The sequence below is a fragment of the Mycobacterium sp. SMC-18 genome, from assembly GCF_045310895.1.
Classification (GTDB): domain Bacteria; phylum Actinomycetota; class Actinomycetes; order Mycobacteriales; family Mycobacteriaceae; genus Mycobacterium.
The window spans coordinates 1-12548 of the sequence record NZ_JBJIAL010000050.1 but is presented as its reverse complement, the minus strand read 5'-3'; the positions used below and the strand labels follow the sequence as shown (position 1 = coordinate 12548).

The window sequence follows — 12548 nt, the reverse complement described above, 5'->3', positions numbered from 1 at the left end:
CTAGCGTGACGTTGGTTAGATAGCGGGTCCACGGTGGATTCGCAGCAAGTCTCAGGAGAGACCATGGCTACGGCGGAAGGCTATTTGCGCCGACTCACCCGGCGGCTTACCGAGGACCTCGAACAGAGCGATGTCCAGGAGCTGAACGACGAGGCCCTGAACACCGGCGCCATGCGAGCGGTGGACTGCACGCGCGGACAGGAAGTGACGATGGTCGGCACGCTGCGGTGTGTCGAGACCAACGGCAAGGGCTGTTCGGGTGGCGTGCGAGCCGAGCTGTTCGACGGCACCGACACGGTCACGCTGGTCTGGTTGGGTCAGCGGCGCATCCCAGGCATCGAATCCGGGCGCACCCTGCGCGTGCACGGACGGCTGGGCAACTTGGACAGCGGGGCCAAAGCGATCTACAACCCGCATTACGAGATTCAGAAGTGACGTTCCCCGACAAGGGGACCGCGGACAGCGAGCAGGCCGAAGCGCAGATCGAGGCCCAGCAGGACGACAGTGACGCCAAACTCACGGCGCATGTCCTGCTGGAGCAGATGGGCGGCCTCAGCGGCCTCATCTATTCGTCCCTGCCGGTCCTCGTCTTCGTTCCCATCTCCAGTTTCTTCGGGCTGACTGCCGCGATCTATTCGGCGCTCGGCGTCGCCGGCTTGGTCCTGATCTGGCGCCTGGCGCGCCGCGAATCCGTGCAGCCGGCGGTGTCCGGCTTCATCGGCGTCGGGATCAGCGCACTGATCGCGTACATGATCGGCGCCTCGAAAGGCTATTTCCTGCTTGGCATCTGGTCGTCGCTGATCTATGCCGGGGTGTTCGCGATCTCGATCCTGATCCGTCGCCCCTTGGTCGGCTACGGCTGGAGCTGGGTCACCGGACACGACCGCAGCTGGCGCGACATCCGGCGGGCGGTACTGGCGTTCGACATCGCGACCGCGGTGTGGGCGCTGGTGTTCGCGGCGCGGTTCCTGGTCCAGAACCACCTGTACGGACTGGACCAGACGGGTCTGCTCGGCGTGGCCCGGATCGCCATGGGCTGGCCGCTCACCGCGGTCGCCGCGCTGGCGTCCTACCTGGCCATCCGGACGGCCCAGAAGGCCATCCGGGACGCGGAGCATCACGTCACCGAGGCTTAGCCCGGATTCAGCACCTGGTTGCGCAGCTCCTGCTCGACCTCGGCCACCGCCACGAACAGCAGCTCGTCGCCGCCCTCGAGCGGCTCGTCCGATTCGGGGACGATCACGCGCGGGCCGCGCAGGATGGTCACGAGCGTGGCGTCGCGCGGCAACTGGAGGCGCTTGACGGCCTTGCCGCCCCAAGGCGTGTCGTCGGGCAGCGTGATCTCGACCAGGTTGGCCTGGCCCTTGCGGAAGCTCATCAGGCGGACCAGGTCGCCCACCGACACGGCTTCTTCGACGAGTGACGCCAGCATGCGCGGTGTCGACACCGCGACGTCGACGCCCCAGCTGTCGTCGAACAGCCACTCGTTGCGCGGGTCGTTGACGCGAGCCACGACGCGCGGGACCGCGAACTCGGTCTTGGCGAGCAGGCTCACCACCACGTTGGCCTTGTCGTCGCCGGTGGCGGCGATGACCACGTCGAACTCATGGAGCTTGACCGACTCGAGCAGTGACAGCTCGCAGGCGTCACCCAGACGCCACTGCGCCGCCGGGACGGCGTCGACGTCGATATGGTCCGGATTGCGCTCCAGCAGCATCACCTCGTGGTGATCGACCAGTTCCCGCGCGATGGAGCGGCCGACGGCGCCGGCGCCCGCGATTGCGACCTTCATGTGCGCTCCTAGTGGCTTTCGACGTCGTCGCCGGGCGGCAGCGAGGCGATGGCGATGGCTTCGGCGACACGGCCCGACACCGCGGCCATGTACACCTGATCGCCGGCCTGGATGACGGTCTTGGCATCCGGCAGCACGCCGCTGCCGAACCGGATGAGGAACGCGACGCGGCCGCCGGTCGCGCCTTCCAGCGCCGTGACGCGGTAGCCGACCCAGTCCTCGTGCAGCGACAGCTCGGTGACGCCGACATTGCCCGACGGATCGCGCCACTTCGTGGTTTCGGTCTCGCGGGTCAGCAGATTCAGCAACCGGTCGGTGGTCCACGGCACCGTCGCGATGGTCGGGATGCCCAGCCGCTCGTACACCGCGGCGCGCTTGGCGTCGTAGATTCGGGCGACGACGCGCTGCACACCGAACGTCTCGCGCGCGACACGCGCGGAGATGATGTTCGAGTTGTCACCGGAGGACACGGCGGCGAACGCGCCGGCCTCTTCGATACCGGCCCGCTCCAGCACATCCCGGTCAAAACCCATGCCCAGCACGCGTTCTCCGGGGAATTCCGGTGACAGCCGGTGGAATGCCGTCTTATCTCGGTCGATCACGGCGACCTCATGGCCGATGCGGGCCAATCCGTCTGCCAGCGATGCGCCAACTCGGCCGCAGCCCATCACGACTACTCGCACCAGCCGATCCTTTCTGGGCCGGGAGGCGGCCCCGAAGCGAATTTCATGCCTCAGCTCAGTCCGAACGCTACAACCCGAGCCCGGGGGGCTTACCCTAGCCCTCGTGTCCAAGCTTTCGACCGCTACGCGACGGTTGGTGATCGGCCGACCCTTCCGCAGCGACAAGCTCGCCCACACGTTGCTGCCCAAACGTATCGCCTTACCGGTCTTCGCGTCGGATGCGCTGTCGTCGGTCGCCTACGCGCCGGAAGAAATTTTCCTGGTGTTGTCGGTCGCCGGTCTGTCGGCTTATTCGATGGCGCCGTGGATCGGTCTCGCGGTGGCCGGGGTCATGTTGATCGTGATCGCCAGTTATCGGCAGAACGTGCACGCCTATCCGTCCGGCGGCGGCGACTACGAGGTGGTCACCACGAACCTCGGGCACACCGCCGGGTTGACGGTGGCCAGCGCGCTACTGGTCGACTACGTCCTGACCGTGGCGGTGTCGACGGCGTCGGCGATGTCCAACATCGGGTCGGCCGTGCCGTTCATCGCCCAGAACAAGGTCCTGTTCTCGGTGCTGGCGATCCTGATCCTGGCGTCGCTGAACCTGCGCGGCATCCGGGAGTCCGGTACCGCGTTCGCGATTCCCACCTACGCCTTCATGATCGGCATGTACCTCATGCTGGCCTGGGGCTTCATTCAGATCTTCGTGCTGGGCCACCCGCTGCGGGCCGAGTCGGCCGGGTTCAGCATCAAGTCCGAGCACGGCGACGTGCTGGGCTTCGCCATGGTGTTCCTTGTCGCGCGCGCATTCTCGTCCGGCTGTGCGGCCCTCACCGGTGTGGAAGCCATCAGTAACGGTGTGCCCGCCTTCCAGAAGCCGAAGTCGCGCAATGCCGCGACGACGCTGCTGCTGCTCGGCGCCATCGCGGTGTCGTTGTTCATGGGCATCATCGTGCTGGCCAAGCAGATCGGCCTGAAGATGGCCGACAGCGTGGACCAGCTGGTGGGCGCGCCCGCCGGCTATCACCAGAAGACGGTGGTCACGCAGCTGGCCGAGGCGGTGTTCCAAGGCTTCCCGGTGGGCCTGTACCTCATCGCCGGCGTGACGGGTCTGATCCTCGTCCTGGCCGCCAACACCGCCTTCAACGGTTTCCCGGTGCTGGGCTCGATCCTGGCGCAGGACCGCTACCTGCCCCGGCAGCTGCACACCCGCGGTGACCGGCTGGCCTTCTCCAACGGCATCCTGTTCCTCGCGTTCGCCGCCATCGCGTTCGTGGTGGCGTTCAACGCCGAGGTCACGGCGCTGATCCAGCTGTACATCGTCGGCGTGTTCGTGTCGTTCACGCTGAGCCAGATCGGCATGGTGCGGCACTGGAACCGGTTGCTGCGCACCGAGACCGAAGCGTCCGAGCGGCGCCGTATGCAGCGCGCGCGGATCGTCAACACCATCGGGTTCCTCTGCACCGGCGCTGTGCTGCTGGTGGTCATCGTGACGAAGTTCATGGCCGGGGCCTGGATCGCGATTCTGGCGATGAGCCTGCTGTTCGTCCTGATGAAGGCGATCCACAAGCACTACGACACCGTCGCTCAGGAACTGCGCTCCCAGTCGGGCCCGGACGAGGACGTCGTGCTGCCCAGCCGCAACCACGCCGTCGTTCTGGTGTCCAATCTGCACCTGCCGACGCTGCGGGCACTGGCCTACGCGCGGGCCACCCGGCCGGACGTCCTGGAGGCCATCACCGTCAGCGTCGACGACGCCGAGACGCGCGAGCTGGTGCACAAGTGGGAAGACAGCGACGTGTCGGTCCCGCTCAAGGTCATCGCGTCGCCGTACCGCGAAATCACCAGGCCCATCCTCGATTACGTCAAGCGCATCACCGCCGAGTCGAAGCGCACCGTGGTGACGGTGTTCATCCCGGAGTACGTCGTGGGCCACTGGTGGGAGCACATCCTGCACAACCAGAGTGCGCTGCGGCTGAAGGGCCGGCTGCTGTTCATCCCCAACGTGATGGTGACTTCCGTTCCGTGGCAGCTGAATTCGTCGGAGCGGGTGAAGGTGACCATGGCCCCGGGCTCGGCGCCCGGTGATACGCGACGGGGCATCATCGAGTGAGTGAAGTAACGCTCACCGTTGGCCCGCCGGCCAACGGTGGCAGCTGCGTCGGACGTCACGACGGCCGCGTGATCTTCGTCCGGCACGCGCTGCCGGGCGAGGTGGTGCGCGCCGAGGTGACGTCCGAGCGGGGGTCGTACTGGCACGCCGATGCGATCGAGGTCATCGAGGCGTCACCCGACCGGGTGGATTCGTTGTGCGCGATCGCCGGGGCGCAGGGATCCGGTTGCTGCGACCTGGCTTTCGTCGATCCCGCCGCGGCGCGGCGGCTCAAGGGCGAGGTGGTGGCCAATCAGCTGGCCCGCCTCGGCGGCTACGAGTCTGGTGACCTGGAGGCCGCGGAGGTCGGCACCGTCGGCGCGACCGGGTGGCGTACCCGGGTGCGGCTCGAGGTCGGCGCGGACGGCCGGGCCGGGTTCCACCGCTATCACAGCGACGAGTTGGTGACCGACCTGTCGTGTGCGCAGGTGCCGGCCGGGATGCTGGACGATCTGCCGCTGCAACCGCCCGGCGCGCACGTGCACGTCGTGCTCGACGATGCCGGCAACCGGCACGTCGTGCGGTCCGGTCCGCGCGGGGGCAAGAAGAGCAAGTCCGGCATGACCGAAGTGGTCTCGGGCGAGTACGAAGCCGTGCAGCGCGTAGGCGATCGGGAATGGCGGGTTCCGGTGACGGCGTTCTGGCAGTCGCATCGCGACGCCGCCGGCACCTACAGCGCGCTGGTCGCCGAGTGGGCCGAGCTGTCCGAGGGGCAGACGGCGTGGGATTTATACGGTGGCGCAGGCGTTTTCGCGGCCGCGTTGGCCGGCTCGGTGGGGGAGTCCGGCAAGGTGCTGACGGTGGACACCTCACGCGGATCGGCGCGCGCGGCCCGGGCGGCGCTCGGAGATCTCGGCTGCGTCGAGGTGGTGACCGATTCGGCGCGCCGGGCGCTCGGGAGCCAGCGGGTCGCGGCCGACGTCGCCGTACTCGACCCGCCGCGCACCGGCGCCGGGCACGAGGTCATCGATCAGCTGGCCGCCGCCGGGGTGCCACGGGTGATCCACATCGGTTGTGAGGCAGCCTCTTTCGCGCGCGATATCGGTCTCTACCGTGGACACGGCTACGAGGTGGCGAACCTCCGGGTTTTCGACTCGTTCCCGCTGACGCACCACGTCGAGTGTGTGGCGCTGCTGACCCGGTAAATTTGCGGACAGGTGTGCCGGGAAGCCTGGTCGGCGCCGTTCAACGCTGCCCAGGAGAGTCCCGAATGAACAACCGCAACACGCGCAGGCGCCTGCTGACCCGTGGCAGTTGGCCAGAAGCCCAGCGGTTCACCGAGATTCTCCGCAAGGAGACCGTCGGCGGCATCCTGCTGTTGCTGTCCGCCGGCGTCGCTCTCGTGTGGGCCAATTCGCCTGCGGCCCACAGCTATCACGAGCTGTCCGAGTTCGCGGTCGGTCCGGCGTCGTGGCACCTGCACCTCAGCCTCTCGGCCTGGGCGGCCGACGGGCTCCTGGCGATCTTCTTCTTCGTTGTCGGTGTCGAACTCAAACGCGAGTTCGTCGCCGGCGACCTGCGCGACCCGGCGCGTGCCGCGCTGCCCATCGCCGCCGCCGTCGGCGGCATGCTGGCGCCCGCCGCCATCTTCGTGGGCCTGAATCTGGCGCTGGGGCACCCGGAGAACCTGGACGGCTGGGCGGTGCCGATCGCGACGGACATCGCCTTCGCTCTCGCCGTCCTGGCAGTGATCTCCACGCACCTGCCCACCGCGCTGCGCACCTTTCTGCTGACGCTCGCGGTGGTCGACGACCTGCTGGCCATCATCGTCATCGCGTGTTTCTACACCGATCACCTCAACCCCACGGCGCTGGCGTTGGCCGTCATCCCCGGCGGGCTGTTCGTCGTAGCCGTGCAGCGCGGGATCCGGCACTGGTGGCTGCTGCCGCCGCTCGCGGCGGCGACCTGGGCCCTGGTGCACGCGAGCGGTATCCACGCCACGGTGGCCGGGGTGCTGCTCGGGTTCGGGGTGCCGGTCCTGGGCAGGCACGCGTCGGCAGAGATGTTCGAGCACGCGCTGCGCCCGCTGTCGGCCGGGGTGGCCGTGCCGGTGTTCGCGTTCTTCGCCGCAGGGGTGAGTGTCGGCGGCTGGCCCGGCCTGGTCGACGCGATCACCCACCCGGTGACCGCCGGCGTCCTGCTGGGACTGGTGTTCGGCAAAGCCATCGGCGTGTTCAGCACCACATTCCTGCTGGCGCGATTCACCGGCGCCGAGCTCGACGAGGGACTGGGCTGGCTCGACGTCGCCGGGGTGGCGATGCTGGCCGGGATCGGCTTCACGGTGTCCCTGCTGATCGGTGAGCTGGCGTTCGGTGCGGGCACGTCCGCCAGCGCTGATGCCAAGATCGGCGTGCTCACCGGCTCGGTGATCGCGGGGATGCTGGCCGCGGTGGTGCTGCTGTCCCGCAATGCCGCGTTCCGCCGCATCCACGAGCAGGAGACCGCCGACGACGACGGTGACGGTGTGCCGGACATCTATCAGCCTTGACCGGCTGTACCCGGTACTCGTGCGTAGACTGTCGGAATGCTTGAACAGGTCCGCGGCCCAGCTGATCTGGCGCACCTGTCGCAGCCTCAGCTGACCGAACTTGCCGCCGAGATCCGGGACTTCCTGGTGCACAAGGTGGCCGCCACCGGCGGGCATCTCGGCCCCAACCTGGGTGTCGTCGAGCTGACGCTGGCCCTGCACCGCGTGTTCGATTCGCCGCACGACCCGATCATCTTCGACACCGGTCACCAGGCGTACGTCCACAAGATGCTGACCGGCCGGTGCCCCGACTTCGAGACGCTGCGCATGAAGGGCGGCCTGTCCGGTTATCCGTGTCGCGCCGAGAGTGAACACGACTGGGTCGAGTCCAGCCACGCCAGCACCGCGCTGTCCTACGCCGACGGGCTGGCCAAGGCCTTCGAGCTCTCCGGCTATCGCAACCGGCACGTCGTCGCCGTCGTCGGTGACGGCGCGCTCACCGGCGGCATGTGCTGGGAGGCGCTCAACAACATCGCGGCCGCCAATCGGCCGATCGTCATCGTCGTCAACGACAACGGCCGCAGCTACGCGCCGACCATCGGTGGTCTGGCCGACCACTTCGCGGCACTGCGCCTGCAGCCCGGCTACGAAAAGGCGCTCGAACGCGGCAAGCACGCGCTGCGCGGCGTGCCCGTCGTCGGCGAGTTCTGTTACCAGTGCGTGCACAGCATCAAGGCCGGCATCAAGGATGCGCTGGCCCCGCAGGCGCTGTTCACCGATCTGGGGCTCAAGTACGTCGGGCCCATAGACGGGCACGACGAGCACGCTGTCGAGGCGGCGCTGCGGCACGCCCGCGGTTTCAACGCACCCGTGATCGTGCACGTCGTCACCCGCAAGGGCATGGGTTACTCGCACGCGGAGAACGACGAAGCCGAGCAGATGCACTCTACCGGCATCATCGACCCGCACACCGGGCGGTCCACCGCCGAGTCGGTGCTCGGCTGGACGTCGGTGTTCTCCGAGGAGCTGATCAAGCAGGCCACCAAGCGGCGCGACATCGTCGCGATCACCGCGGCCATGCCGGGGCCGACGGGCCTGTCGGCGTTCCGGCAGCGGTTCCCCGACCGGTTCTTCGATGTCGGTATCGCCGAGCAGCACGCGATGACGTCGGCCGCGGGTCTCGCCATGGGCGGGATGCACCCCGTCGTCGCCATCTACTCGACGTTCCTGAACCGGGCGTTCGACCAGATCATGATGGACGTGGCGCTGCACAAGCTGCCCGTCACCATGGTTCTCGACCGCGCCGGCATCACCGGCAACGACGGCGCCAGCCACAACGGTGTGTGGGACATGTCGATGCTCGGCATCGTGCCCGGCATGCGGGTCGCCGCACCGCGCGACGCCGCCCGGCTGCGTGAGGAACTCGGCGAGGCAGTGGCCGTCGATGACGGGCCGACCGCCATCCGCTTCCCGAAAGGCGCTGTCGGCGAAGACATCCCGGCCGTCCGCCGCCAGCATGGCGTCGACATCCTGACCGAGCCCGCCGACGGCCTGTCCGACGACGTGCTGCTGGTCGCCGTCGGCGCGTTCGCCCGGATGGCGCTGCTGGTCGCCGACCGGTTGCGCAAGCAGGGCATCGGCGTCACCGTCGTCGACCCCCGCTGGGTGCTGCCCGTTCCGACGGCCATCGCCGATCTGGCCCGGGCGCACAAACTCGTTGTCACGCTTGAGGACAACGGTGTTGCCGGCGGCATCGGCTCCGCGGTCTCGGCCTCGCTGCGTCGTGCCGAGATCGACGTGCCGTGCCGCGACGTCGGTGTGCCGCAGGAATTCCAGGAGCACGCGACTCGCAGCGAGGTTCTGATGTCGGTCGGCCTGACCGATCAGGACATCGCCCGCCAGGTCACCGGGTGGGTCGCCGCCATCGGCAGCTCGGTCGACATCGCCTCGCAGTAGTAGCTCACTTCCCGCGAGCGGCCGTGTTTGTACACCCAAACCCGGTGTGTCGCGTGCATTTTGGGGCCGCTCGATCGAGCGGAGGGACATTTCTGCCCGCGCCCTTCGTGCTGTACAAGTTCGGCAGGCGCACACTCGAGTTCGGGTGAATCGAAACGAATTTCGCCAAGGATCGAGTGCACTGCCGCGAGCCCAGCTCCCCGCCGTGTGCGCGCAGATTGACCGGTGCCGTCGTCGTTTGGCTACGACTGGGGCGGTGAAATTGCCGTCGGCGACCGTTGCCTGGCGGCCCTATCATTTTCTGTGGGGGCTAGTTTGAGGGGGTTTACGTGGCCGTGCCGAGCGATCCGTTGAAGGTCGATCCAATCGAGCTGCGAATGACTGCTGACCGCTTGGATGGTCACAGCAGTGATTTCTCCACCGAACATCTCAAGGCGCATGCTGCGGCAAGCCAAGCGGCGCTGGGCTCGGGACTGTCGGCCGCTGCACTGCCGGAAATGTTGGCTGCTTGGGAAGCGGACGGCGCACATTTTGGTGAACGCTTCGCGTCACACGCGGAGGGACATCGCGGGGCTGCGGGCGCATATGAACGCACCGATAGTAGTGGCGCGGCGCGAATCACCGACACAGGGTTGTGATCTGAACTCGTGTCGCTGCAGGTGCTGCGGGAGTGGGTTCCTGAGATCGCAGGGCTGGCCAAAGCTACGCGTGACGCGTCCGTCAACCACGCGAACTCTGCGGAGCTCTACCAACAGTTGGTGAAAACCTCCACGTGGCAAGGTCAGGCTGCGCAGGAGGCGATGATGTCGATGTTGATGAGCGCCGCGGCTCACAACGTCAGGTCAGAGGACTTGTCATCGGCGGCGGCCGCGATGGACCACGCAGAAGAAGATGCCACCGCCCTCGCTACCACTGTGAAAGCGATTCTCGACGATGCGGCCGCAGCACCGGCGGTGGAAGTTGATCAAATAACCAACAAGGTGAGCGTTCCAGCGAACTACGACTATCTCGATGATGAGACCAAACTGAAAGTATCGAAGAAGATCGCCGATTTGGAGGCACGGATCGCTGACGCGCAGGCCGAAGGCGACCGAATCGACGCTGATCTGGCCAAAGCGATTGCGAAGGCGACAGGGTTGCCGGAACCGACGAAGACGCCGACGACACTGGCAGAGCTGCTGGGACTGACCGGTGAGGGGCCGCTCGCACCCGGTGAGGTCCGAAACATGGGGCCGATCGCCGGGACCGACAGCCCCGACGCTATCCCCGGGATTCGCGCAGCGGACTTGGGCGAGGTCATCACGCTGCCGGACGGCACAAAGGTGGCAATTTTCGGGGACTCCTATGCCAACCCTCAGGTCGGTGGACCTGGGAATGAGCACTATCCCTCAGTTGCGGTGCCTGTGACGTTCGACAAGAACGGCAAGCCTCATTTCGGTGCGCCGCTGACCGGGACCAACCTCAACAGCGGGTTGCCAAATGAATCACCGGGACCGCATACCCTCTTCCCGATACCCGATGCGGCTCGTGCAGCGGGAGCCAACAACGCGCTGCCGGCGGGCAGCGTCAAGATCGGCAACGACACCTACATGATGGTTGTGGGCACGAACACGAGCGAGGGCCTCAGTCCGAAGGGCTCGTGGCTGGTAAAGGTCACGAACGATCCGGCCGCCGGCTGGAAGCCGATCGAGGGCAGTTATAGGTCTGTCGCCGACAACCCCACGTTGCCAACTCAATTCAGCGGCTACCAAGGCAGTGACGGCAAGGTGTACATCGCCGCGGATGCGTTCGACCGCAGCCAAGGCGTCTCCATGTATCGGGTTGATCCCGCGCACATCAGCGACCGCGGGGCGTGGGAACCGTACGACCCGGGCAACAACACCTGGGGCGCGGCGGGACAGCCAGCGACCTCGACAATCACACCTGACGGTCAGAACTGGGGAGAACTGAGCTTCCGGGAGGTTGAAGGTAAACCGGTTCTCGCAGGCACGAACCTCCATAGTGGCGACGGTGATACGAACATGCCTACAGTCGAGGTACACGTTGGCGACAATCAAACTAACGTCGTTAGGCCGGGTGGAGCCCCGATTGTGGTGATGGACAATACCTCGGGAGCACCGAACCACGTGCCAGCGCCGTACGGCGGCTACATTCTGCCCGGATCGACACTGGATAATCTCGGTTTGTTTGGCAGCCAGTGGTTTCAGCCGGTAGATGCGGACAAGCATCCTATCGGTCCGGTGCATTACGACGTGCAGGATATTCATGTCAATGTCAAGCCCCGCTAGGGGTATCCGCAGCTACCACCATCGAGAGGAACGATCAAGATGATTCGGTTCGCACTTACTCTGGTGCTTCTTGCGTCGATCGTCTTGACTTCCGCTTGCACCGCTTCTGCGGAACCACATGAATCTGGTGGACCAGTGGCATTCCCCGATATGAGCGGCTACACACCCGCAAACCCTGATGACTATGCGCAAGCGCTCGACAACCCGGGCCGCCCCGAAAAACTCATCAAATACGCGTTCGATACTCCTGATGGGGTTCGATGCAGTTTTGGGAAACCTGCCTCAGCGTCCTGCGGAGGTAACAACCTTCCCGCAGTTTCTCCCGCAACATGCGATTCCGCGCAAGGTATCTACCGCTACAACGTAATGAGTACGAGTCGAGGTCTGCAGCAATGGCCTAGAGGTAGCTCGAATTGCTCGGAGGATTCGCCGCCGCACAAAGTTCTTCCTCCATTCCACACACTGACGGTCAACGGTGTGGTTTGCGGTGTGGATGACAAAGGCATGACGGCTTGCAAGGACCCGCAAGATCAAGGTTTCGTATTGTCTCCGTCCTGGTCGGGCTGGATACCAAAGGTGTGAATGAACCGCCCCAGGTTTGATGCCGCTGCTGTTTGAGTCCGGAAGGATGAGCAGCATGCCCAAGAAGATCGATCCTGCGTTGCGTGACCGTGCGGTGCGGTTGGTGACCGAACATCAGCAGGAGTACTCGTCGTTGACCGCGGCCTCCGAGGCGGTCGCGCGCCAACTCGGCGTGGGCAAGGAATCGGTGCGTCGCTGGGTGGTCCAAGCCCAGATTGATGGCGGACAACGCCCGGGTGTAACGAGTGAAGAAAACGACGAAATCAAACGACTGAAAGATGAAAACCGAAGGCTGCGTGAGGATGTCGCGATTCTGAAAGCGGCAACGACTTTCTTCGCGGGGGAGCTGTGCGCCACGAGGCGCTGGGTATATCGAGAGGCGGTGAGAGACCGTCTCCTTCGGGTCGTCGCAGCGGCCTGAGGAAGCATCGGGGCAGCCGATCGCCGGGAACGACGGTGATCGGTGGCAAGCGGTCCCGAGAAGGCAAGCCGTGCCGGCACTGCCAGACGGTGCGGGCTTGTCGAGCAAGGTCAGAAGGTGCAGCGTAAGCGAACCAGTGTCAGACGATAGCGTCCCGGGGAGTGGTGGACTTCGGATCTGGCGTGGTTCACGCGTTGTGATCAACGAGTCATGGTGAACGCT

10 protein-coding genes and 1 pseudogene are annotated in these 12548 nt (G+C 66.0%); 9 read left to right on the top strand and 2 right to left on the bottom strand.

Going from position 1 to position 12548, the window contains the following annotated elements; translation table 11 throughout:
* Window positions 1–63: 63 nt before the first annotated feature.
* Complete coding sequence (locus ACJH6J_RS26785; protein ID WP_020101829.1) at window positions 64–435, top strand: OB-fold nucleic acid binding domain-containing protein; 372 nt, start codon at window positions 64–66, stop codon at window positions 433–435.
* A gap of 107 nt (window positions 436–542) precedes the next feature.
* Entirely contained in the window at window positions 543–1136 is a 594-nt protein-coding gene (locus ACJH6J_RS26780; protein ID WP_406804807.1) for a DUF3159 domain-containing protein, read from the top strand.
* On the opposite strand, the gene ACJH6J_RS26775 is transcribed toward ACJH6J_RS26780, so the two are convergent.
* Together ACJH6J_RS26775 and ACJH6J_RS26770 are read right to left on the bottom strand one after the other, a co-directional pair.
* The gene (locus ACJH6J_RS26775; RefSeq protein ID WP_138248995.1) at window positions 1133–1792 is read right to left on the bottom strand and encodes a TrkA family potassium uptake protein; all 660 of its coding nucleotides are present in this window, start codon (window positions 1790–1792) and stop codon (window positions 1133–1135) included. The two genes, ACJH6J_RS26780 and ACJH6J_RS26775, sit on opposite strands and share 4 nt — an antisense overlap.
* Window positions 1793–1800: 8 nt before the next feature.
* Window positions 1801–2475, bottom strand: a complete 675-nt coding sequence (locus tag ACJH6J_RS26770) for a TrkA family potassium uptake protein (RefSeq protein ID WP_081633431.1) — start codon at window positions 2473–2475, stop codon at window positions 1801–1803.
* Between the two features lie 103 nt (window positions 2476–2578).
* Between ACJH6J_RS26770 and ACJH6J_RS26765 the strand changes: the two genes are divergently transcribed.
* From ACJH6J_RS26765 to ACJH6J_RS26735, 7 genes and pseudogenes are all read left to right on the top strand, one after another.
* The gene (locus ACJH6J_RS26765; RefSeq protein WP_064859607.1) at window positions 2579–4573 is read left to right on the top strand and encodes an APC family permease; all 1995 of its coding nucleotides are present in this window, start codon (window positions 2579–2581) and stop codon (window positions 4571–4573) included.
* The gene (locus ACJH6J_RS26760) at window positions 4570–5757 is read left to right on the top strand and encodes a class I SAM-dependent RNA methyltransferase (RefSeq protein WP_406804796.1); all 1188 of its coding nucleotides are present in this window, start codon (window positions 4570–4572) and stop codon (window positions 5755–5757) included. The genes ACJH6J_RS26765 and ACJH6J_RS26760 overlap by 4 nt, the downstream gene beginning before the upstream one ends.
* Before the next feature lie 65 nt (window positions 5758–5822).
* Window positions 5823–7100, top strand: a complete 1278-nt coding sequence (gene nhaA, locus ACJH6J_RS26755; protein ID WP_406804795.1) for a Na+/H+ antiporter NhaA — start codon at window positions 5823–5825, stop codon at window positions 7098–7100.
* A 36-nt stretch (window positions 7101–7136) separates the two neighbouring features.
* The gene (dxs, locus tag ACJH6J_RS26750) at window positions 7137–9035 is read left to right on the top strand and encodes a 1-deoxy-D-xylulose-5-phosphate synthase (protein WP_406804794.1); all 1899 of its coding nucleotides are present in this window, start codon (window positions 7137–7139) and stop codon (window positions 9033–9035) included.
* A gap of 329 nt (window positions 9036–9364) precedes the next feature.
* Window positions 9365–9673 (top strand): ESX-1 secretion-associated protein, encoded by a 309-nt coding sequence (locus ACJH6J_RS26745; RefSeq protein WP_406804793.1) that lies wholly within the window; start codon window positions 9365–9367, stop codon window positions 9671–9673.
* Between the two features lie 9 nt (window positions 9674–9682).
* Window positions 9683–11323 (top strand): DUF4185 domain-containing protein, encoded by a 1641-nt coding sequence (locus ACJH6J_RS26740; RefSeq protein ID WP_406804792.1) that lies wholly within the window; start codon window positions 9683–9685, stop codon window positions 11321–11323.
* A 637-nt stretch (window positions 11324–11960) separates the two neighbouring features.
* Window positions 11961–12248, top strand: a pseudogene (locus ACJH6J_RS26735) (transposase); the annotation flags it as partial.
* Between the last annotated feature and the right edge of the window lie 300 nt (window positions 12249–12548).

Bases quoted from the DNA above. Each gene is read 5' to 3' on its own strand.
- ACJH6J_RS26785 (WP_020101829.1), top strand. From the start codon at position 64: ATGGCTACGGCGGAAGGCTATTTGCGCCGACTCACCCGGCGGCTTACC.
- ACJH6J_RS26780 (WP_406804807.1), top strand. From the start codon at position 543: ATGGGCGGCCTCAGCGGCCTCATCTATTCGTCCCTGCCGGTCCTCGTC.
- ACJH6J_RS26775 (WP_138248995.1), bottom strand. From the start codon at position 1,792: ATGAAGGTCGCAATCGCGGGCGCCGGCGCCGTCGGCCGCTCCATCGCG.
- nhaA (WP_406804795.1), top strand. From the start codon at position 5,823: ATGAACAACCGCAACACGCGCAGGCGCCTGCTGACCCGTGGCAGTTGG.
- dxs (WP_406804794.1), top strand. From the start codon at position 7,137: ATGCTTGAACAGGTCCGCGGCCCAGCTGATCTGGCGCACCTGTCGCAG.